This window comes from Fusibacter bizertensis (assembly GCF_029914245.1).
GTDB lineage: Bacteria > Bacillota > Clostridia > Peptostreptococcales > Acidaminobacteraceae > Fusibacter_C > Fusibacter_C bizertensis.
The window spans coordinates 355,322-376,823 of sequence record NZ_JARYZI010000002.1 but is presented as its reverse complement, the minus strand read 5'-3'; the positions used below and the strand labels follow the sequence as shown (position 1 = coordinate 376,823).

The window sequence follows — 21,502 nt, the reverse complement described above, 5'->3', positions numbered from 1 at the left end:
GTGACAGATTTGACGCAGTGCGACAATTTTGTCGCACTTATTTTTTTTGAATGTTTAAAAATCCATTGCAATCCTGTACTTGTTACAAAAATTATAGTTGGCATAAGAATTGCTCTGTATAAAGTGTCAGATTATAGGCACCGCATAAAAACTACGGCGCTAAGATTTTAGGAGGGAACTAATGAGTTTTGACACAGGTAATACGGGGTTTATGCTAGTAGCTACGAGTTTGGTTATGCTGATGACACCAGGGTTAGCCTTTTTTTATGGCGGTTTGGTCAGTAAAAAAGGCGTATTAACAATAATGATGCAAAGTTTTGTATCACTTGGAATAACCACTGTTTTGTGGTTTACTGTTGGTTATTCACTCTGCTTTAGCGGAGATGTTTTTGGAATTATTGGCAATTTAGATTATGCTTTTTTGCATGGTATAACGATGATGGATACACTATCACCAACTAACAATATCCCGCTAATTGTCTTCATATCGTATCAGATGATGTTTGCGGTTATTACACCAGCCCTGATCACAGGTGCATTTGCTGAGCGTGTCAGATTTAAAGCATATGTTATCTTTCAGGTATTGTGGTTATTGTTAGTTTATTTCCCGTTCACACATATGGTATGGGGTGGCGGTCTTTTTGCACAGTGGGGCGTTCTAGATTTTGCAGGTGGGATCGTAGTTCACGCAACTGCTGGTATGGCTGCTCTTGCATCGGTATTTTTTGTTGGAAAACGTGCTGAACGCGTAACTGAGCCGCATAGTATTCCTTTGATTGCTCTTGGTACAGCACTTTTATGGTTTGGATGGTATGGCTTTAATGCAGGTAGCGAACTAAGAGTAGATGGTGTTACGGCACTTGCTTTTTTAAACACAGATGTGGCCGCTTCGTTTGCTGCAGTGGTTTGGCTCGCAATTGATTGGAAAATGACAGGGAAACCAAAATTTGTAGGTATGCTAACTGGAGCAGTTGCTGGTCTTGCAACAATCACACCTGCTGCTGGTTATGTTGGTACAGGTACTGCAGCTATTATTGGCTGTATTGCTTCAGTGGTTTGTTATCTTGCAATTGGTCTTAAAAATAGATTTGGATGGGATGATGCACTTGATGTTTGGGGTGTCCATGGTATGGGTGGTATCACTGGCGTAATCCTTTTAGGAATCTTCGCAAGTACCAAGGTAAATCCAGGTGGGGCAGATGGCCTTATATATGGGGGAACTCAATTTTTCTTAGTAGAAGTGGGAGCTGTTGTAATCGCAGCAGTATATGCCTTTATAATTTCTTATGGTATGTTAACTATAATCGATAAGTTCACACCTGTACGCATCGATGCGAACGAACAATTAACAGGTGTAGATGCAGCGATGCATGGTGAAAATGCATATCTAATGTAGATTAAAGTGTGAATTAATAGGGTAACAGATGCAATTGGCGTTACTTGGTAATTAATAAGGTCATAGAATTTGAAAAGCTAGTAAGTTATGTATCTTAACCTACTAGCTTTATTTTTGACCAATTATTTTTTAAGTATTTTTTCTATTTTCGAGTATGAAGTCTGCTAGTTTTTTATCTTCAACCCCTATGTGTTTGAGAAGCCAGTCCATGGTCATCTTACTGATTTCAATTTTTTTTGAAGTTGTTAGACCATTTTCGTCAATATCTTGAATCAGTTGAGTGACAGTTCCTTTGAACTTTGAATGTATCTGCTTGTGGTTCGCGATATCAGGATAATTGTATTTTGCCTGAAGTTTTTCCTCTGAATTAAAATGCTTTATGACATAGTCTGCAAGAAAATTGATATGTCTTATGATTTCTTCTTTACTATTGCCACTTTTAAGTGCCGTTAGCATTTCGTTTGTTTTTTTTACCAATTCTTCATGTTCTCGATCGATTTCGGGGACACCTAGAACTAGTTTTTTTTCCCAATGTAACATTCTGACCTCCAATAGTATTTTTCTATATGTTTGAGTTAATTTGATACCCAAAGATTGTAATTGATATCAAAAAAAGAAAGATCATAGTTATATGAACTTTCTTTGCAAAACTTATTTTGTTTCATTTGTGCTAAGCGTTGAGGTAATTATCAGTTATTTTCTTGTATTGAGCAGCAAGATTATGATTTCCTTGAATAGTTAAAAGAACAATTGCATTTTCTAGATATTCCAAATAGCCATCAGAATCTAATAATTTCAATGCCACACCTTTTCTGCACAAAAGCAGAGGTAGATTTGTCATGATTTCATGTCGATTACAAAATTCAATACCAGTATTTGCGGCATTAAGGGCAAGTTGATGTTGATCTAGACGGTGATAATTATAAGACATAGTTGCGTATATCTTTGAAATTAGTACATTTTCTAGATGAAATGCTTTTGAAGTATAGCTAAGTGAATTGACGACGTATTCTAAGATTGCATTACTTTGTTCGCATTCACGAATAACTCCTAAGTTTGCGGCGATAGCAAAAAGAATTCTTAATTCAAGATAGTTGTATTTATATTTCTCCCATTCAGTGATACTAAAAGTTGGAATAAATACATTTAGTGCTTTTATCAATAATTCATTAGAAGTTTGAATCGAAGCAATTAGGGAGGTTTCATCGTATAAATAAGAATGCTTTAATCCATCAATTAAAAATTCTAATTGTGCTAATTCTTTTTTTTCAATAAGGTTAAATAAGTGGTTGCTTTTAAGTAAGTCGAATGATGAGAGAGTATCTTTTATCTCTTGAGAATCAACCCTTGTAATAAGCCAATCTATCTTAGAGTAGTAATCAAAAATTATAGTCGAACTTTTGCACAAGTTTAAAATTGAATGTAAGTCAGTTTTGTAAAAAAGGGATAAAATTTCTATAGTATCGTATTTCGGTATAGTTTTCCCGTTTTCTAATTTTCGAAGTGTTTCAGTACTTAATCCTGTATGTGTTGCGACATCGTTTTGTGTATAATTTAATGACTTTCTAATATCTTTTAATACTTGTGAAAATTGTCCTAAATCATATGTACTAAACAAGACTTACTCCTTTACCCCAACTCTAATTGGGTTTATTAAAATGTGTTAAAAGTGTATAACTAATTATATAAACACTTTATATTGGGAGAAGATATGCGATTTAAAATTTATGATAAAGATAATTGTAATCAAAATAGAATTCAGCTTATAGAAATAGAAAACAATTACAATAGAAAAATAATGATATCGAGATATTTTGATGAAAAATTGTTTAAACAATTGAATTTGCTCAAAGATGAAAAATGCTGGTTTAATTTTGTTGATGATGTAAACTATATGGAACTTATATTAAAAAAAGAAGCTTAACTCCTTTTGTTTTCTCTAAAGGTATCTAAATATTTTTGAACAGTATTAGAAAGTGCATGTTTTTCTTGAATTTTTAGTAAGTTGATAGCTTGTTCAATATAGATTTCATAACTTTTATCATTTAAATTATAAAGTGCTACGCCTTTTCGGAAAAGCACAAAGTGCAGATTGGATAAAATTGAATGATCAATACAAAATTGGATACCTAAATCTGAATATTTAATAGCCTGTTTATGATTATCTAATCTATGATAGTTATAGGCTAGTATACCATAACACTTTACAATTAGAACCTTTTCATAGAACTTTGAGTGTGGAGAAGGATCTAAATAATTCAATATGTAATTTAATATTGATGTACTCAATTCACAATTACGTAAATTGCCCTGAACTGCAGCTAAAGATAGCAAAATTCTAATTTCAAGAAAATTATACTTAAAGTGACTCCAGTTGTCTAACTTAAAATGTGTTATTGTTAATTTTAGTGCTTTCTCAAATAATTCAGTTGAAGAATGATCATTGGCATTATAACTTAACTCCAAACCTTGAAAAAAATAATCAAGTTGTTCAACTTCTCGAGCATCAACCATTCTTAAATTATCTTGTTTAATATACAAATGAAAAGTCTTAATTGAATTACGCAAAGATTCAATATCCTCATTCACCATGTGATAATCAACTAGGTCGTAAAAATAGGATAATTCTGTAGATATTTTATATGAATCAAGTAAAAGAATTAAGTTTTCTTTATAAAATCGCGATAAGACCTCTAACGTGTCAAAACGTGGTACAGACATACCATTTTCCAGACGCCTTAAAGTATCGCTATTTACGCCTGTTTCATCTGCAACGTCGTTCTGTGAATAGCCGAGCGATTTTCTAATTGTTTTTAACCGTTTGGAAAAACTTGTCAAATCATAACTACTTAACATTGTCAACCTCAAAAATCCCGTATATATACGGGTACTCTATTTTTATTATTTATTATATCATTTAACTATAAAATAAAGAATAGGTGAGGGCAGGTTTATGAATAAGGTAAAGAAAATTTTAGCGTTAACGTTGGTGATAGCATCTTTGTTTGCAAGTACTGCGCTTAGTTTTGCAGGAGAAGATGATTTATATTCTCCAAGAATCGTAATTATGTCAGTTGTTGAAGAATAATAATTAGACTATCGGTCAGCCGATATCCTAAGACATTCCATAATTAATTATTATTCTAGAAATAAAGCCGAATCCACCTAAAAAGGGTGGATTTTGTCTTTCTACAGTGAGTTTGGAGTATACTATGGATCATAGAGAGCAACAAGAATTATTTGAACTAAAAACACTAGATAAGAGAGCGAAAAAGTCTATGCTTTCTTTGCGAGTCAATGATGAAGGAAAAGATGCATTTCGAACTGAATATCAAAGGGATATTGATCGGATTCTATATTCAGAAGCCTTTAGACGCTTGAGATTGAAAACGCAAACATTTTTGACTAGAAATGGTGATATGCTCAATAGAACGCGTCTTTCTCACACACTTGAAGTAAATCAAATTGCAAAGACAATTGCTAAACCACTTTATCTAAATTGTGATTTGATAGAATCGATTTCTTTTGGTCATGATTTGGGTCAAACACCTTTTGGTCATGCTGGTGGAAAAGCTCTAAATAAGATTTTACAAGAAAAAGGGATGGGTTTTCATCATAATACGCAAAGTGTATGGTTAGTAGAACAGATTAACTTTAATCGACAAAGTATTGATGGGAAGCCTTATGTAGGTTTGAATTTGACCTTAGATACACTAGAAGGAATCTGGAAACATACAAAGCAAGAAGAACTCTTCAAACTAACAGATACAATTTTTGATAAACTAAATCCGCATGAAGTAGGAAGTTTAGAAGCTCAAATCGTGAAGTATGCAGATCGGTTTTCATATGCATTACACGATCTTTATGATGCAGATTTTAACAATATTGTGAGCTATGCAGACTTTGAGAATGACGTTTGGAAGAAATATTTTGATAAGCCTTTTGACAAGAGTAGATGGCACTATGTATTTATCAATGATTTGATTGAACATTATGGCAAAAGCTCTGACATTGCATTTAGTGAGTATTTTCAAAATGCTTTTAAGGGGGTTCAAGATTTCATTGAAGAAAGAATAGTCAACTCTAGACAATTAATTGAATATGACGAGATCACTTATCATATTATTTGTGAAATATATAATTATTATGAAAAAAACATTGAGTTTCTTTTTAAGCAAGATCCAGATTCTAAATCTAAAGTTGAATCATTTGGAATTGATCGTACGATTACAGATTATATTCAATGGTTTGGAGATTCTAAAGCAATCACTGAGTATGAAAAAATTAAAAATATGAAATCTTTAGTCGCTGGTTGATATTTGTCTTGCAATTATGCTTTCAGAGGTGGTAAATTGTAAAGTGAACAGAGAATGTTCAAATCTAGATACAATAATTTAACTAGTGGAAGTGGACTACATGTCAATCTCGATAAAAAAAGAAAAAGATATGAAAGTGACAACTACAATTGCATATATATTTATGTTAACCATTAACATCTTGGCGAATACAATTCCTTTGAATAATATCACAACAGGCGAAGTGTCTGATAGATATGCCAATTTATTTGCACCAACTGGATTTACGTTCGCTATATGGGGGCTTATATACCTTGCACTTGGAGGGTTTATAATCTTTCAGTGGAGGGATGCCTTTTACTCTCCGGAAACAAGTGTAATGGTCATTCAGCTTCGCAAATGGTTTTCTTTATCTTCTTTAGCAAATGGGCTTTGGATAGTGATGTGGCACTATGATGAGCTTGCAATATCTGTTTTTATGATGTTTATCATCTTATTTTGCTTGATTAAATCTATCAACTTGATTCATTCTGCAAAATTAACTACAAGTGAACGGATCTGGATACACAAACCCTTTAGTCTATATTTCGGGTGGATAACGATTGCATCAATTGCAAATGTAACGACGTTCTTAACGAAGCAACACTTTGTGCTGTTTAACTTTACGGAGGAGCTAACAACAAGTATCGTTTTGGTATTAGGTGCTCTGGTGACAACGATTGTTTTGATGAAGTTTAAAGACCTTACTTACGGCATGGTTGCACTCTGGTCATACTATGGTATCTTATTTAAACATACGAGTGATACTGGCTTTAACGGTGAATATGGGATGATTATTACAGTCGTCGCATTTAATATGATTTTCACTGCACTGGTGATGACTTTTGTAAGTTATAAGAAACTTAAGACACTTAAAAAGAAATTTTCAAATTAAATAAACTGCCGAGACCTATTGTGGATCTCGGCTTTTTTTGAAAGAATTGAAGGAGAATCTATACTTTTGTTGAATATTACTTACAAGTACAAAAGAGTATAAAAGTACGGAGGTAACTATTGTCGAAACATTTAGTGCACAAGGGAACGCGGATTATTACGACAGATAGGCTAACATTAAGGGCTTTTAAGCAATCAGATGCGGGAGATATGTTTAAGAATTGGGCAAATGACTCGGAAGTCACTAGATTTTTGACTTGGCCTCCTCATGAACATGTAGATGTTACCAAAGAAATCCTTTCTATTTGGTGTGGCCAATACGAATATGATAATGTTTATAATTGGGCTATTGAATTAAATGATGAAAAGGAAGTAATAGGCGGAATCTCTGTTGTTGCAACAAGTGAAAATGATTTTTCTTGTGAAATAGGATACTGTATTTCAAGAAAACATTGGGGAATGGGAATTGTAACAGAAGCCTTCAAAGCAGTGATTAATTTTTTGTTTTCCGAAGTGGGCATGAACCGTATTGTTGCTAGACATGACACAAATAATCCGGCATCAGGCAGGGTGATGCAAAAGAGTGGTTTGAATTTTGAAGGCATATCTTATGCTGTAAAAAGTAGAGGAGAAGATTTCTATGATCTAGCAAACTATGCCATTATTAAAGAAGAGTATTTAAAAAACATTAACCATAATTTATCTGATCCACAAGTAAAAGAAAATGCACATCGCTTGGGGTATATTAAGAATTTAAGAAAATATGTAGGTCATATTCCGTTAATTATGGCAGGAGCATGTGTGCTTGTGTTCAATGAAACAGGTGAGTTGTTGCTTCAAAGACGAACAGATAGTGGTGATTGGGGGACTCTTGGTGGTGCAATGGAGCTTTGTGAAAGTTTTGAAGACAATGCAAAACGAGAACTTTTTGAGGAAGCGGGGATTACTGCCAATAGGTATGAACTTTTAACAGTTTTATCTGGACCTGATATGTATTATCTTTATCCAAATGGTGATGAAATATATAATGTTATGGCGGTTTTTATTGCACATGATATAGTGGGAGAACCATTTGTCAATGATGATGAGAGCTTCGAGCTTGCATATTTTCCTATTGATCAACCAATTAAAGGTCTAAATCCGTTTAACGCGCATATACTCAGAAAAATAGGATTAATCAAATGGTAAATAAATTAGAATTAATCAAATGGTAAATAAATTAGAATTAAGAGTTTAATTGATGAGGTAGATAAATATGAGCACTTATGATGTAAATAAAATCACTATTGAAAGACCAGATAGACTGGATGTCACTTCAATTGAGGCGCTTTTTGAGCGTGTGCTAAAAGACAATTGGTTGAAAAATGGTTTGTGGGATTTACAAGCTGATTTGCACGAGGAAATAGAAGTGAAAAAAGCATTTTTAGCTTTAGATTTCGATACCCAGGGGAAAGAGAAGTACTTTTTGATCGCCAAAGTTGGTGAGACTGTTGTGGGAACGATAGAAATTGGAGAAGCTAACGATACAATAAAAGCTTGCGATGATGAACTTCTTAATCAATTGCCTGAAATTGGAACCGTATTTGTTTTGCCTGAGTTTCAGGGGAAGGGAATCGGGTCGAAACTTATGGAAGCGATGGGGCAACATCTGAGAAAAGAGAGATATAAGGGATTTTGCATAGACAGTGGGTATAAATCAGCACAGGGGATATGGCTTTATAAATTTGGAGCACCTACATATCTATTAAAAGATCATTGGGGACCAGGACTTGACCATATGGTTTGGAAAGTTTTGTTTTAATCATTCACGATTATGCAATTAGAGAGGAAGAGAACATGAAAAACAATAAAACATCAATTGAAGGGTTTGAAATCAGATTTGCAGTAAAAGCTGATGTACCATTGATACTCAAATATATCAAAGAACTTGCAGATTATGAGCAACTTTTACATGAAGTTGTCGCAACAGAATCTATTTTACAAGCATCGCTTTTTGAAAAAAAGCAAGCAGAAGTCATCATTGCTGAGTATCAAGGTGAACCCGTTGGTTTTGCATTATTCTTCCACAATTTTTCTACTTTTTTAGGAAAAGCTAACTTGTACTTAGAGGACTTATATGTAACACCTGCGATGAGAGGAAAAGGATTTGGTAAGATAATGCTTGCTTATCTAGGAAAAATCGCAGTTGAAAGAGGTTGTGGCAGACTTGATTGGTGGTGTTTAGACTGGAATAAAACATCCATTGGGTTCTATAAAGAGATGGGCGCTATTCCTATGGACGAGTGGACTGTCTATCGCGTCGAAGGTGAAAAATTGGCGAGTTTAGCTAAAAAAATATAGGAATCAAGTGTGATAAAATCAATATAAATTAATAGTAAAATCGATGCCATCATTAGATGCTATCGATTTTTTTGTTTATACATAATTGTGACACATTTTAAGTACATAATTAGGTTACAGAAAGGAGGTAAGGTTTATGATGATTATTGGTATTGCAATCATAATTTTTGTAATTTATTACAGCTCAGGTAAGAAGCTACCAGGAGTTGATAAAGCTGAAGATGTATTGAAAGAAAGATTTGTTAATGGTGAGATAGATGAAGCTACTTATCTAAGAATGAAAAAAACATTGAAAGAATAGTATTGTTTGATAAGAACAGACAGATCTTTAAATAGAATAAAATTAAATTAAGTCCATATAGGAGGTAAAGATATGATGTTTGGAAGAGGATTTTATAGTGGACATGGCATGGAATATGGCTTTGATCATATGGGTGCGTATGGTATTTGGCACTATGGTATGATGGCTGCTTTGATTATCGGTGCCATAATCCTTGTATTTTGGCTAGTCAAAAGAAATAAGAAGCCAAATGAAGATGCAGCGCTATCTATTTTGAGAGAGCGATATGCTAAGGGAGAAATTAACGAAGAAGAATTTACCAATAAACTTAACATATTAAAAAGTAAATGATGCCTAAATAACCGCTGTTTTGTATGTGAGTAACCATATGAAAGTTAGCGGTTATTATTTTAGGTATGTGTGAAATCAAATAGTATTAAAATCTGAATTGACGTATAATTAATAGTATTAGATAGTAAACGAGGTCGATATGAACCAGAAAATTTTGATAGTGGAAGATCAACTGGAGATTAGAGAAGTTGTTGAAAAGTATCTTATAAAAGAGGGATATCAAGTAGAAATTGCTGAAAATGGATTTGTTGCACTTGATAAGATGACTCAAAGTCGTTTTCATATGGTGATTTTAGATGTGATGATGCCTGGAATAGATGGTTTTCAAGTCCTAGAACAAATACGTAGTAATTCTGATATCCCTGTACTGATGTTGACTGCTAGAGAATTAGAAGTCGATAGAATTAAAGGGTTTGATTTGGGTGCAGATGATTATGTTGTGAAACCATTTAGCCCAAGAGAGCTGGTGCGAAGAGTTAAGGTCATCCTCAAAAGGTCATTTGTAGTTGAAAGCGAAAACGAATGCCTTGTTTTTGATTGTCTAAAATTATGTCCACATAATATGAAGCTCTACAAAGACGAACAAGAAATTTCGTTGACAGCTACAGAATTTCAACTTTTAAGTGTTTTTATCCAAAATAAAGGAATTATACTTTCTAGAGATCAATTGATTCGTTTGGCATTTGGAATTGATTATGAAGGATTTGATAGAAATATAGACAGTTACATCAAGAGATTAAGACAGAAAATCGAAGCTGATCCAAAGCAACCGATATTTTTGGTAACTAAATATGGAGCGGGTTACATGTTTGGGGGGGATGCTTGATGTCTATTCGAAAAATTATGCTTTTAGTATTAGTGAGTGTTGCCATTATATCGATATCAATCAATGCGTTAGTTTTAAGTGCATTAACAGATCGATATTTCAAGACTTATCTTTCAGAGAGTTATGATCAACACATAGAACAAATAAAAGAATATACAAAAAATGCAATGTATGCTTCAAGTAAATCGTATCAGCAAATGTCGCTTGAACTTGAAACGCATCTTGTTGATCCAATTGTTAGGATCAAGCTATATGATTTAAATGGTGCACTACTACTAGATGTAAAAGAATCTGCTGGTAATATGAGTACTAATGGTACGCGATACAGAGGGATGATGGGTAGCATGATGGATAATGATACTGAAGAGGTAGATCAGTATAAAATCATCGATGGAGATACACTCTTGGGTTACCTTAATATTACAAGAAATAGCTCCGCAGAAAATTCAATTGTAGCGAAGCTATTTAAAGGTTCATTGATTATGAATAGTATCTTTTCTGTGGGAATTGCACTTGTTTTTGCTGTCTTACTTGGAATTGTTTTGAGTCGAAAAATGAGTCTTGCATTAAAAGATACTGCAGAATTTGCAAATGATTTGCAAGTGGGTGAAACTCGAACGTATAAGCGATCAGGGATTGTAGAGATTAAACAGATTAGAGACAGTCTTTTTGAGCTTGGGATGCGGTTACGCTTAAAACAAAAAAGTAGAAAAACACTTTTGGATCAGATGATCCATCAGTCTAGAACACCGCTTACTATCATGAAAACCCATCTTGAAGGCATTGAAGATGGTGTCGTTGAGGTCAATACAGATACGCTAAGTATCTTGCAAAATCAAATTGATACTTTAACATCTATTATTTCCAATATGAGTGGTATGATTGATGCGGAGCATGAAACTGATGAACTTGACATTGTATCTTTTGATTTAAATGTTATGATTGACCAAATCGTTCGTGGGTTATCGGCGTCGTTTCAGAAAAAAAATATTGAGATCAACATAAAAGGGCGTATAAGTACAATGACTGAAACTGATCAGTTTAAGTTAAGTCAAACGATTTACAATATATTGACGAATGCCTATAAATACTCATATGAGAATGGCCGTGTCTTAATCGAAATTAGCTTTGATCAAGTTTTAGATAGGGTGACAATTGAAGTGAAAGATGATGGTATGGGGATTGATGAAAGGATAAGAGAGCGTATTTTTGATGCTTACTTTAGAGGAAATCATGATGGGACGAATTCTGCTGGTGATGGACTAGGATTATATGTTGCAAGAGAAAATATGCGTAGAATCGGTGGAGAGATAAGTTGTGGATCAAAACCAAATAAGGGGAGTACTTTTATAATTACATTTCCCAATAAGATTAGTGTATAATAAGTCTGCAATATAAAGTCAGGTTATAAGGAGCAAGATATATGGGGAATTATACAGGAGAAATTGCAGCTTTATCTACTGCTTTTTGCTGGGCGATTACTGCGACAGCATTTGAGACAACAGGTAAAAAAATTGGATCAATGAATCTGAACTTATTAAGGTTACTGATTGGTATGGTTTTTTTGTCACTCTTTACACTTTTTACAAGAGGATACTTTTTCCCTATAGATGCTACAGTTACCCAGTGGTTTTGGCTATTGATGTCGGGATTGGTTGGAATTGTCATAGGAGATTTACTTTTGTTTGAAGCGTTTGTACAGATTGGCTCGAGGATATCCATGTTGATCTATGCGAGCGTTCCGCCTTTGAGTGGAATTTTGGCCTTTATCTTTTTAGGTGAATCAATGAAACCAATCCAAATTTTGGGCATGCTAGTTACACTTTTGGGGATTGCATCTGTAATACTTGTAAGTGGAAAAGATAATAAAAAAGTGTCTTTCTCTCATCCAATCAAAGGGATCTTATTAGCATTTGGGGGTGCATTTGGACAAGCTGCTGGTTATATTATAGGCAAATTTGGAATGGCGAGTTATGATCCATTTGCTTCTACACAGATAAGATTATTAGCAGGAATGATTGGTTTTGCGGTAATTTTCTTTGTACGTAATAATTGGCATTCGTTTTTTAAATCACTTAAACGTACTGATGCACTAAGAACCGCAACGATTGGTTCTTTTTTTGGTCCGTTTTTAGGGATTTCACTATCGCTTTATGCCGTTCAAAAAATCAACCCTGGTGTAGCATCAACATTGACTTCTATTACCCCCGTTTTATTGATACCTTTTGCTTTTTTTATTAAGAAAGAAAAGGTTACTGTAAAAGAAATTATTGGTACCCTTATCACACTAACGGGTGTGGCGATCATGTTCTTATAGTAAGGGTGAGCTTTACAAAAAAAGCGTTCCCACCAAAAGGTTAAGGGAGCGCTTTTTCATATATAGGGTTTATCTTTTTTTATCCTTATACATTCTTACATCAGCTATCTGGAAAAGTTTTGATCTGTTATCGGTATCATCTGGATAACTTGAGACGCCAAAACTAAAGCTTCCATAATAAAGATGTGGTATATCTACAATTGCGATTTTTTCAAAGGATTTTCGCAGATCGTTAAGTTTTAAAGTTAACAAATCAGCAGGAACGTTAGGAAATAATCCTACAAATTCATCGCCACCTAGCCTAGCATAACATTCGCCCTCTATAGGAGCACTTTTTAACCAGTTTGAAAATGCAATCAAGTAAGCATCACCAGCCTGGTGTCCGTATAAGTCGTTTACGTGTTTCAGTCCATCTAAGTCAAACAAAACTAAAGCGTATTGTTTATTTTCTAGCAGAGATTGTTTAAATAAGTTTTCATGTAAAGTATCAAAGTGTCTACGGTTAATCAATTTAGTCAATTCATCAAATTGAGATAAACGTAATATTCTCAAATAGAGCTCGTAGATCCGATAGAGTAAAGGTAATTGCTCTCTAATATAATCTGCAACTTTTCGATCAGTTTCATTATAAATATTGTTTTCAGAACTGTCTAAAGAGAAAATCCATTTTAACTTATCATTAATCCAAATTGGAACAACAAGCGAAGATTGGACTGGTTTATTTGAAAGAGGTAAAGCAACTTCTTTATGTCCTTGATTTGTAAAGGCAACGATATCATTAACGATATGTGCGGATAAAAACTCATCATTAAAATCCTTTAAAATAAAGCTCTCTGATAATGGAATTTGAAAATCACTCATATCAGAATCGTAGAAACCAACATGTGCAAGCACTGTTAGAATATCATTATGACTCAACTCCAAGACAGTAGCCTGTGTACATTTAACAAAAATTGATTGAACTTGTCTTAATAATGCATTGAGTAGTTCCTGTTCGTTTTCATATGAAATCATAGCCTGATTAAGATAAAGAAAAACATCTTTTAATTTATGAAGCATTTCCACTTCTCTAAGTGCTTCCTTTTTTTCGGTAACATCTTGTATAATTCCGACGATCCCTAGAGGTTCATCGTTTTGATCAAAATGAACAGCTTTGCTAAAGATTACATCGTGTAGTGTTCCATCGGCATGTAAGATTCGTGCTTCATAAACTTGGACAAACGCTTCGTCATATACACTTTGGTCAGCATCGTCATAGACTTTGGCAAGTTCAGGAGGCGCAATATCAAAAACAGTCTTGTCAATGATAGCTTCTAATTTTAACCCAGTAAAATTTAGAAAAGCAACGTTACAAAAACGGTAGTATCCAGCTCGATCTTTATAAAAGATGGGGTTAGGTAATGCTTCTAGTAGTGCTTTAAAAAAATCAAAATTTTGAAAATAGTTTCGATCCATAAAATCCCCTCCCCTCTTTTTATGATTATACCCCTGTATAGACAGGTAAACCATAAGTTGAAGCAGCGCTATATTAGTAAAATTGAAAAAAGTGACTGAGATTATATTTCCCAGTCACTCCATTAAGTTACATTGTTAATGCTTTATTGATGATGTGCTTTTGGACACCAAGCATCTCATATTCCAGCTTCAAGTAATAATCATGTCTTCTCTTACATTCCTTTTTAGGTTTAATATGTAAGACGAGAGCAAAAGCTTGTGTATCCAGTGGATGATTCTCAACCTTTTGTTTCACAATGCTTGCTATTTCTTGTGAAGTAACGTGAAGTGCGCCGTATGAGGAACGTTCGGCAACCCAGATATCCCATTCAAAGGGTAGTTTACTTGCATCAATACAGCGCCCGTTTTTATCGACAAAATAAGCTTTTTTCAATATGCCTGGTACTGCACCTTCTCGTATGTAATTTTGACCAATTAAATAATCTTCATGTACTTTAAAATCTGTTATATTTGAAGCTGTAGTAGATTTTATGCTTTTTACACAAGGTTGCATAAAGAGTATGAAAAGGACACACGCGACTGCAACAAGTAGTAATATAGAACGATATAAAGTTCGTTTCATAACAGCCTCCTGTAATCATATTATTTCGACAACAATTTAACGATATATACTAGTACTATTATAGCCTATAAATATAAAAAATGAATAAACATAATCTAAAAAAGGGAGTTTTTTTTTTGCTATTTTGCTATAATTTAGATAGGAAAGAGGTTGACCTAAATGTTCATTAAATCTTATCGTTTTAAAGTGAAATTAAAATGGGTCTTCATGGTAATAGCTATAGCTGTTGTTAATCTATGGGCATTTCATGATTTTCTACAATTTCCCATCCGAGTTTCTTTTCTTTTTGTAAGTTTGTTTTTTTGTACTTTGATCATCAATTATCGTGGCAATAAGATTATTAATAAAATATTAAAGTGGATATCAGCGAGTATTCTGGGTGTGGTATTTGTTTCAGTTTTATCTTTATCACTGGCCATTTTAAGCAATATGGATGGTACTTATCATGAAAAAGAACAGTATGACTATATCGTTATATTTGGAGATGTGGTAAACGGACTTGAAATTCCAACACGATTATCAAATCGTTTGGAGGTAGGGAAAGCTGTTTATTTAAAACACGGATCAACGATTATTGTAACTGGTGGAAAAGGGCCCGGCGAATATATCACCGAGGCTGACGCCATGAAGCAATACCTAGTAGATAAAAAAATTGATTCAGAAAATATACTTGTTGAACCATTGTCAAAGTCAACACAACAAAATTTGGATTTTGTTAAAGAGATAATCAACGGTGACTTTAAAGAAACATATCCACCACATATTTTGATGGTGTCAAGTGATTATCATTTATTTAGAATCAATTTACTAGCACAAAATTTGGAGATGCATTTTGATACAGTTCCCTCAGATACACCCCGAGATCAGTTTTTACAGGCTTTTGTTAGGGAATGGTTTGCTATAGTAAAGGATCTAATGTATGTGATATTTAAGTAGTTTTTAATTAAGTCAAAATTTATAAAGAGGTAATATGAAAATTAAACAGGTAGGCACTAGAAATTTTATCTTTACTTATTATGACTCTGAAGACTGGGATTTAAATCTACAACTTATTATAGGTGAGAAATACAATTATATTATTGATCCAGGGATTGGCGCACATACATTAAATCCTATGATTAATTTTGCAAGCGTACGAAATCAAAATCCTTTTATTATCATCAATACACACTACCACTGGGATCATATTTGGGCTAATTGTTTGGTTAAAGAAGCAACGATAATCTCTCATAGAAGTTGTATTGAAGCAATTACGCGAGATTGGGAGCGCTCGATTCAAAAAAATAAGGTGTACCTAAAAGATCCCGTTGAGATGAGACTCCCGAGCCTTGTTTTTGAAGAACGATTAGAGTTTTTCGAAGACCGTATTATCTTGTTCCACACACCAGGCCATACTTATGATTCCATCAGTGTATATGATCAAGCTGAACAAGTCTTAAATGTAGGAGATAATATTGGTGATACGCCAGAGCTTATAATTCCTGAACTGGAATGCAATGTAGACATATATAGGGATAGTGTGTTGAAATATAAAGCACTTAATCCAAAGATGATCATCTCAGGTCATAATCAGCCCATGAAAAGTGAGGTTTTGGATAGAATTCTAGGTGAACTTGCTACTAATAGCAGTTCTTAGTGTTGAAAGGACATATTATGATAATTGTAAGTGCTTGCTTTTTGAATATTAAATGCAGGTATAATGGTGAAGCAACCCCGTATACTTGGATATCAAATTGGGTAGAGAAGGGATTGGCAATAGTGGTTTGTCCTGAAGTTTTGGGAGACTTACCTATTCCTAGGGAGCCTTGTGAGATTCAAAATAGAACAGAGGGACACTTTAAGATTGTAGACAATACAGGAAAAGACCAGACAAAAGCATTTTTAATAGGTGCAGAAAAAACTTGGGAGATTGCAAAAATAGTCAATGCAAAATGTGCAATTCTAAAAGCACGAAGTCCATCCTGTGGATTTGGAGAAGTCTATGATGGTAGTTTTTCAGGGCAAGTAATCTCTGGCAATGGAGTTACAGCCAATCTTTTGGAGCAAAACGGAATCGTTATTTTTAATGAAAATCAAGAAGATGATTTTTTGAAATACTATAATAAGCTGTCTATTGAGGAGGTCCTATGAGTGAGATCGATAAGTATATTGACTCCTTTCCTACATCGACAAAGGAGAAGCTAGTTCAATTAAATCAAATTATAAGAGGGTTACTACCAATGGCAACTGAAAAAATGAGTTATCAGATGCCTACTTATTACTATCATGAAAATGTTGTCCATTTTGCAGGTTATAAGAAGCATATTGGATTTTATCCTACACCAAGCGCAGTTGAGATTTTTGAAAAGGAGCTTGGAAACTTCAAATATGCAAAGGGATCCATACAATTTCCTTTAGACCAACCTCTACCAACAGATTTGATTATAAGAATTGTGAGATATAGGCTTGATGAAGTAAAATTAAAGCATAATATTAAGTGAGTAAAGACATGACTAGGAGTAAAAATGATTAATAAAGAGGAGAAATCGCAAATAGTACAATTGGTACAGAATTACTTTGAAGATGAAATGTTAGAAGGAATCGGTAATTTAGCAACAGAACAGCTCGTTGATTTTATAACGGACTTAGTGAAACCTCATATCTATAACCAAGCTTTATTTGATGTAAATAAAACGATAAAATCTTATCAAAGTCAATTAGAAGATGCCTTGTTTATCTTAGAAAAACCAACACGCAGATAGAGTAGTAAAGAAAGTAAAAGCGCATGAAAATTTTCAAGATAAAACTTGATGTTTTCATGCGCTTTCTATTATTTTAAGTTATTTCATAAGAAAGTTTTTGAAGATGACTTAATCTTGTTTTGTTATTTAACCTTATCGTCTCCATGATGGAACAATACTTATCAACGAATACGACGACAAAAACTTCGAGTTTTGTAGGAACTGCAAGTGTTAATGGCCACATATGCTTTAAAATGATCTCTCTTTCTAAATTATTGAGTTTGAAGAATTTTAGTGCATTGTCATGTGCTTTCTTTGGATGGCTAAAACCATGTAATCCTTCAGAATTTCCAGGAATATGCCAATCGTATAGAAAAAAGTCATGGAGCAAAGCGCCTCTTGCAGCACTTTTGTAATCTAACCTTAGACGTTTGCATACTCTATAACTTATATAGGATACATATAAAGAATGATCGTAGCAATTTGTTGTGCCATGTTGTATGAACGAAGACATTGATTTTACTTTACTATGAACCAATATTTCGTGCGTAAGATCTATATACTCATTTAGCCTATCCCAATGAATTGACAGTATTTCCTGTCCTTGATTTTTCTTGAACATTTTCACACTCCAGATTAGAATTTCATTAAAAGTCTATTAACCTTGAATTGACGACTAGCGGGTAATTATATTCATGTTATAATGAAATTAGTTTAATAAGTTTGTATTATTATACCCTAAATATTAGGTGTTATTAGCAAAAAAATACGAATAATTATAAGAAATGGAGTGTGTTGTGGAAAAGATAGCGATCATCTCAGACATTCATGGCAACCTAACTGCATTAAATGCAGTACTTGATGATATAAAAGAGAGACAAATTAGTAGAATTATATGTTTAGGAGATTTAGCTGGAAAAGGACCTCATTCTGCTGAAGTTATAGATATTATTAGGGATAAATGCGAGGCAGTTGTAAAAGGCAATTGGGATTTTTTCATGACTGAAGTTAATGATTCGGAAGTCATTACTTGGCATAGAGCAAAAATCGGTAAAGAAAGGGAATCTTATCTTAGAAATTTACCGTTATACGTTGAGTTTTTCATTAGCGGAAAGCTGATTAGACTTTGTCATGCAGCACCAAGTGATGTCTTTAATAGAGTTCATATAAATACACCAGATGAAAAAAGATTAACACTTTTTGAAGCAACCTCTACGTTAAACAGAGAATCAGATATTGTAGGATACGGTGATATACATGGTTCATATGTTGATTCAATTGGTGATAAGATACTATTCAATGTGGGAAGTGTTGGTAATCCACTAGACTTTACCTTATCTTCTTATGCGATCATTGAGGGGAAGATTGATATGCAAAGATCAATTCAATCCAATGAAAAAGACAAACATTGTTCCGTCGCAATCACCATTGTGCGGGTGCCGTATGATATAGAACAAGCTGTTTCAGAGGCAATGACAGTTGACATGCCAGAGCGAGAGGACTATATAAACGAGTTAAGAACAGCAGTTTATAGGGGGAGAAAATAATGAAGATCAATTACGAACTTTCACAAGATGATTATATAGGATTTAACATTAATTTTATCGAGACATCACCAGTGATGAAGAGGTCGCTTTTTATACAACGGTTTCTTTTTCCAATTATTTATCTAATAGTACCTAATTTTTTAAGCCCAATAATGGAGATACCATATGCCTTTTTAATGGTAATTTTTTCTGGAGTTGCTCTAATGTGGATGATTTTTTATGCTAAGTGGTATAAGTCGAGAATTGCAAGTAAAATCAAGAAACTTTTAAATGCAGGGAGAGTGCCAGGCATTGTAGGAGCGCACGAACTTGTAGCAGATGCATCACAAATTTCCGATAAAACACTTGAGAGTTTTACAAATTATAATATGGTTGAAAAAGTAAATGAGACAAAGACCTTTTTATATGTATATGTTAGTGAGGTAATGGCTTATATCGTTCCTAAAAGTGCATTTAAAAATGAAGCAGAACTACAAGCGTTTAGAGAAATTTTAGCGCAACTTATGAATAAAAAAGTTTAGTGGGAGGTACAAATGAAACTCGGATTATTAATCGTCGACTTACAAAAAGCATATTATAATGGTTATGCAAAAGAGAGCATGGATCAAGCGTGCGAATACATCAATGCAGTTCTGCCTTTGTTTAGAGATGCTAATTTGCCGATAGCGTGGATTCAAGATGTTTCGGAGTTTGATGGCGTAGTTCCCGGTGCTGATTCTTTTGAAATAATCGATGCATTAAGACCATTGGAGGAATCTTCAAATGCTCAAAATTTAGAACGTAGATTTCATAAGTATTATGGCAATAGTTTTAACAAAACTGGACTAGACGAATTTTTTAAAGAGCATGACGTGGATACTGTTGTGATCACAGGTTATAGAGCTGAGTACTGTATACTCTCAACATATAGGGGTGCCTTAGACTTAGACTATACCCCTATCTTATTAAGGGGTGGTGTAGCAGGTGGCATTGAAGAACGCATAAAATTTGTATATGAAATCAACGATATTATAAGCTTCAATGCTTTAAGCAAGCTTATGAAAGGATAATAATATGAAAATCAACTATGACATCCAACCATTAAATTTAGTATATCTAGATGATTTAACAAGTATGGGCATTGATTTATGGCCAGAAAATGAATACCATGAGTTACGAGATGAATTTGAAGCATTATCCGCTTTAGATGATCAAGTGATTTATCTTGCGATAATGGATGATTTGCCTATAGGATTTGTCCACGCTTCTTTAAGAAACGATTATGTTGAAGGTGCTACAAATAGCCCGGTAGGTTATATTGAAGGTATTTATGTTATACCAGAGTTCAGACGTAAAAATGTATCTAAAGACCTAGTTACTCAAGCTCAGATTTGGGCTATACAAAAGGGTTGTACTCAGATGGCTTCAGATATAGAAGATGACAATCAACAAAGCCAAGCTTTTCATCAAGCTCTAGGCTTTCGAGAAGTAAATAGATTGATCTGTTATATCAAAGATATAAAGGAGTGAAATTATGAAGATTAAGCAGCGAAGCATAGAAACGTTTAAAAACATCATACAATACTTTGTAACGTTTTTTTTGTTGCTATCATTTATTTTTTTAGCGATTGTTACGGGTTTAAATTTGTTATCCAATAGCGCATATAAGAAGTTTGTGAAAGGAAATAAAATCTATGCCAGAAGAAAAGGTGCAAACCCAAACAAGTAAACCTATTAAGATTGAAACAGATAGACTGATCATTAGAGATCATATTGCAAGTGATTTTCTTGGGCTAAGTTCTTTGCTTACAGCGGAAAAGGAAATGTATTATTTGATGGATCTCTATGCAACAGATCTTGAAGCTGTAAAGGTGAATTTAGAAACAGCTATTGCAGCAATAGATTCACCTGTGAGAGACAAATATTTTTTTGCAATAATTGAAAGAGCAAGTGGTGCATACATTGGTGAAATTGGGTTTACAATACTCGAGCGAAGACATGAAGATAGTAATGTATCGAGCCTTGTTGAACTCGGCTATTTCATCAAATCTGATTATTGGGGAAATGGAATTGTTACTGAAGCTGGTGAAGCTGTTATAGAATTTGCTTTTCTGTCAATTGGTATTCACAAAATCACAACAGGATGCGCAAAGGAAAATCGTGCTTCTGAACGGGTGATGGTGAAACTTGGATTCGTAAAAGAGGCAGAATTATATGCGCATCAACTTGTACATGGTAAATGGAGTGACCGACTAATTTATGGCATGACTAGTCAACAATTCCAATTAAAAGTACTCTAAAATTCAAAAAAAATTATAAGACTAAAAATATAGTCGGAATTTTCTGAAAACTTATTGACAGTATGCTACTATCCTGCTAAAATCGACTACAATATATAAAACTTTATAGCAATGTGTTGAAAGAGAGCGGTATCTATAAAA

30 protein-coding genes and 1 other annotated feature (1 of these 31 only partly in view) are annotated in these 21,502 nt (G+C 33.8%); of the genes, 24 read left to right on the top strand and 6 right to left on the bottom strand.

Annotation, left to right across the window (positions count from 1 at the left end):
• The first annotated feature begins 181 nt into the window (after positions 1–181).
• Entirely contained in the window at positions 182–1,396 is a 1,215-nt protein-coding gene (locus tag QE109_RS05110; RefSeq protein ID WP_281093330.1) for an ammonium transporter, read from the top strand.
• 129 nt (positions 1,397–1,525) lie between these two features.
• On the opposite strand, the gene QE109_RS05105 is transcribed toward QE109_RS05110, so the two are convergent.
• On the bottom strand, positions 1,526–1,936 hold the full coding sequence (locus QE109_RS05105; RefSeq protein ID WP_281093329.1) for a bacteriohemerythrin: 411 nt from the start codon (positions 1,934–1,936) through the stop codon (positions 1,526–1,528).
• A gap of 130 nt (positions 1,937–2,066) precedes the next feature.
• Positions 2,067–3,014 carry a helix-turn-helix domain-containing protein gene (locus QE109_RS05100; protein ID WP_281093328.1) on the bottom strand — a complete coding sequence of 316 codons (948 nt, stop codon included), beginning with the start codon at positions 3,012–3,014 and terminating at the stop codon, positions 2,067–2,069.
• Between the two features lie 93 nt (positions 3,015–3,107).
• Between QE109_RS05100 and QE109_RS05095 the strand changes: the two genes are divergently transcribed.
• Positions 3,108–3,320: a hypothetical protein gene (locus QE109_RS05095; protein WP_281093327.1), complete on the top strand. Its 213-nt coding sequence runs from the start codon at positions 3,108–3,110 to the stop codon at positions 3,318–3,320.
• Here the strand turns inward: QE109_RS05095 and QE109_RS05090 are convergent.
• On the bottom strand, positions 3,317–4,252 hold the full coding sequence (locus QE109_RS05090) for a helix-turn-helix domain-containing protein (protein WP_281093326.1): 936 nt from the start codon (positions 4,250–4,252) through the stop codon (positions 3,317–3,319). The genes QE109_RS05095 and QE109_RS05090 overlap by 4 nt on opposite strands.
• Positions 4,253–4,349: 97 nt before the next feature.
• On the opposite strand from QE109_RS05090, the gene QE109_RS05085 reads away from it, so the two are divergent.
• The 11 genes from QE109_RS05085 (at position 4,350) to QE109_RS05035 (ending at position 12,738) form a co-directional block, all read left to right on the top strand.
• Positions 4,350–4,484, top strand: a complete 135-nt coding sequence (locus tag QE109_RS05085; RefSeq protein ID WP_281093325.1) for a hypothetical protein — start codon at positions 4,350–4,352, stop codon at positions 4,482–4,484.
• Between the two features lie 124 nt (positions 4,485–4,608).
• Positions 4,609–5,712 (top strand): HD domain-containing protein, encoded by a 1,104-nt coding sequence (locus tag QE109_RS05080; RefSeq protein WP_281093324.1) that lies wholly within the window; start codon positions 4,609–4,611, stop codon positions 5,710–5,712.
• 100 nt (positions 5,713–5,812) lie between these two features.
• Complete coding sequence (locus tag QE109_RS05075; protein WP_281093323.1) at positions 5,813–6,625, top strand: tryptophan-rich sensory protein; 813 nt, start codon at positions 5,813–5,815, stop codon at positions 6,623–6,625.
• A 119-nt stretch (positions 6,626–6,744) separates the two neighbouring features.
• Complete coding sequence (locus QE109_RS05070) at positions 6,745–7,812, top strand: GNAT family N-acetyltransferase (protein ID WP_281093322.1); 1,068 nt, start codon at positions 6,745–6,747, stop codon at positions 7,810–7,812.
• A 67-nt stretch (positions 7,813–7,879) separates the two neighbouring features.
• Positions 7,880–8,425, top strand: a complete 546-nt coding sequence (locus tag QE109_RS05065; RefSeq protein WP_281093321.1) for a GNAT family N-acetyltransferase — start codon at positions 7,880–7,882, stop codon at positions 8,423–8,425.
• 35 nt (positions 8,426–8,460) lie between these two features.
• Positions 8,461–8,964, top strand: a complete 504-nt coding sequence (locus tag QE109_RS05060) for a GNAT family N-acetyltransferase (RefSeq protein ID WP_281093320.1) — start codon at positions 8,461–8,463, stop codon at positions 8,962–8,964.
• A gap of 136 nt (positions 8,965–9,100) precedes the next feature.
• Positions 9,101–9,265 carry an SHOCT domain-containing protein gene (locus QE109_RS05055; protein WP_281093319.1) on the top strand — a complete coding sequence of 55 codons (165 nt, stop codon included), beginning with the start codon at positions 9,101–9,103 and terminating at the stop codon, positions 9,263–9,265.
• A gap of 72 nt (positions 9,266–9,337) precedes the next feature.
• Entirely contained in the window at positions 9,338–9,595 is a 258-nt protein-coding gene (locus tag QE109_RS05050) for an SHOCT domain-containing protein (protein ID WP_281093318.1), read from the top strand.
• A 139-nt stretch (positions 9,596–9,734) separates the two neighbouring features.
• Complete coding sequence (locus tag QE109_RS05045) at positions 9,735–10,421, top strand: response regulator transcription factor (RefSeq protein ID WP_281093317.1); 687 nt, start codon at positions 9,735–9,737, stop codon at positions 10,419–10,421.
• Complete coding sequence (locus tag QE109_RS05040) at positions 10,421–11,803, top strand: sensor histidine kinase (RefSeq protein ID WP_281093316.1); 1,383 nt, start codon at positions 10,421–10,423, stop codon at positions 11,801–11,803. Before QE109_RS05045 ends, QE109_RS05040 begins: the two co-directional genes overlap by 1 nt.
• Before the next feature lie 41 nt (positions 11,804–11,844).
• Positions 11,845–12,738: a DMT family transporter gene (locus QE109_RS05035; RefSeq protein ID WP_281093315.1), complete on the top strand. Its 894-nt coding sequence runs from the start codon at positions 11,845–11,847 to the stop codon at positions 12,736–12,738.
• Between the two features lie 69 nt (positions 12,739–12,807).
• On the opposite strand, the gene QE109_RS05030 is transcribed toward QE109_RS05035, so the two are convergent.
• Together QE109_RS05030 and QE109_RS05025 are read right to left on the bottom strand one after the other, a co-directional pair.
• Positions 12,808–14,193, bottom strand: a complete 1,386-nt coding sequence (locus QE109_RS05030) for a sensor domain-containing diguanylate cyclase (protein WP_281093314.1) — start codon at positions 14,191–14,193, stop codon at positions 12,808–12,810.
• A gap of 127 nt (positions 14,194–14,320) precedes the next feature.
• Entirely contained in the window at positions 14,321–14,815 is a 495-nt protein-coding gene (locus tag QE109_RS05025) for a hypothetical protein (protein ID WP_281093313.1), read from the bottom strand.
• A gap of 159 nt (positions 14,816–14,974) precedes the next feature.
• Here QE109_RS05025 and QE109_RS05020 point away from each other — a divergent pair, with 159 nt between their 5' ends.
• The 5 genes from QE109_RS05020 to QE109_RS05000 are packed head-to-tail and all read left to right on the top strand — an operon-like array spanning position 14,975 to position 17,556.
• Positions 14,975–15,751 (top strand): YdcF family protein, encoded by a 777-nt coding sequence (locus tag QE109_RS05020; protein WP_281093311.1) that lies wholly within the window; start codon positions 14,975–14,977, stop codon positions 15,749–15,751.
• Positions 15,752–15,785: 34 nt separating this feature from the next.
• Positions 15,786–16,451 (top strand): MBL fold metallo-hydrolase, encoded by a 666-nt coding sequence (locus tag QE109_RS05015; RefSeq protein WP_281093310.1) that lies wholly within the window; start codon positions 15,786–15,788, stop codon positions 16,449–16,451.
• A gap of 17 nt (positions 16,452–16,468) precedes the next feature.
• Complete coding sequence (locus QE109_RS05010) at positions 16,469–16,945, top strand: 2-thiouracil desulfurase family protein (RefSeq protein ID WP_281093309.1); 477 nt, start codon at positions 16,469–16,471, stop codon at positions 16,943–16,945.
• Positions 16,942–17,295 (top strand): iron chaperone, encoded by a 354-nt coding sequence (locus QE109_RS05005; protein WP_281093308.1) that lies wholly within the window; start codon positions 16,942–16,944, stop codon positions 17,293–17,295. Before QE109_RS05010 ends, QE109_RS05005 begins: the two co-directional genes overlap by 4 nt.
• 24 nt (positions 17,296–17,319) lie before the next feature.
• Positions 17,320–17,556 carry a DUF2164 domain-containing protein gene (locus QE109_RS05000; protein ID WP_281093307.1) on the top strand — a complete coding sequence of 79 codons (237 nt, stop codon included), beginning with the start codon at positions 17,320–17,322 and terminating at the stop codon, positions 17,554–17,556.
• 73 nt (positions 17,557–17,629) lie between these two features.
• Here the strand turns inward: QE109_RS05000 and QE109_RS04995 are convergent, their stop codons facing one another.
• Entirely contained in the window at positions 17,630–18,157 is a 528-nt protein-coding gene (locus QE109_RS04995; protein ID WP_281093306.1) for an HD domain-containing protein, read from the bottom strand.
• 175 nt (positions 18,158–18,332) lie between these two features.
• On the opposite strand from QE109_RS04995, the gene QE109_RS04990 reads away from it, so the two are divergent.
• The 6 genes from QE109_RS04990 to QE109_RS04965 are packed head-to-tail and all read left to right on the top strand — an operon-like array spanning position 18,333 to position 21,361.
• Positions 18,333–19,082 carry a metallophosphoesterase family protein gene (locus tag QE109_RS04990; protein ID WP_281093305.1) on the top strand — a complete coding sequence of 250 codons (750 nt, stop codon included), beginning with the start codon at positions 18,333–18,335 and terminating at the stop codon, positions 19,080–19,082.
• Positions 19,082–19,603 (top strand): YcxB family protein, encoded by a 522-nt coding sequence (locus tag QE109_RS04985; RefSeq protein WP_281093304.1) that lies wholly within the window; start codon positions 19,082–19,084, stop codon positions 19,601–19,603. Before QE109_RS04990 ends, QE109_RS04985 begins: the two co-directional genes overlap by 1 nt.
• A 12-nt stretch (positions 19,604–19,615) precedes the next feature.
• Positions 19,616–20,131, top strand: coding sequence for a cysteine hydrolase family protein (locus QE109_RS04980; RefSeq protein ID WP_281093303.1), 516 nt, complete (start codon positions 19,616–19,618; stop codon positions 20,129–20,131).
• A 4-nt stretch (positions 20,132–20,135) separates the two neighbouring features.
• Positions 20,136–20,591: an aminoglycoside 6'-N-acetyltransferase gene (gene aac(6'), locus QE109_RS04975; protein ID WP_281093302.1), complete on the top strand. Its 456-nt coding sequence runs from the start codon at positions 20,136–20,138 to the stop codon at positions 20,589–20,591.
• Between the two features lie 4 nt (positions 20,592–20,595).
• Positions 20,596–20,790 carry a hypothetical protein gene (locus QE109_RS04970; RefSeq protein WP_281093301.1) on the top strand — a complete coding sequence of 65 codons (195 nt, stop codon included), beginning with the start codon at positions 20,596–20,598 and terminating at the stop codon, positions 20,788–20,790.
• Positions 20,756–21,361: a GNAT family N-acetyltransferase gene (locus tag QE109_RS04965; protein ID WP_281093300.1), complete on the top strand. Its 606-nt coding sequence runs from the start codon at positions 20,756–20,758 to the stop codon at positions 21,359–21,361. The genes QE109_RS04970 and QE109_RS04965 overlap by 35 nt, the downstream gene beginning before the upstream one ends.
• Before the next feature lie 107 nt (positions 21,362–21,468).
• Positions 21,469–21,502 (top strand) — a binding site (T-box leader) (it continues 191 nt past the right edge of the window).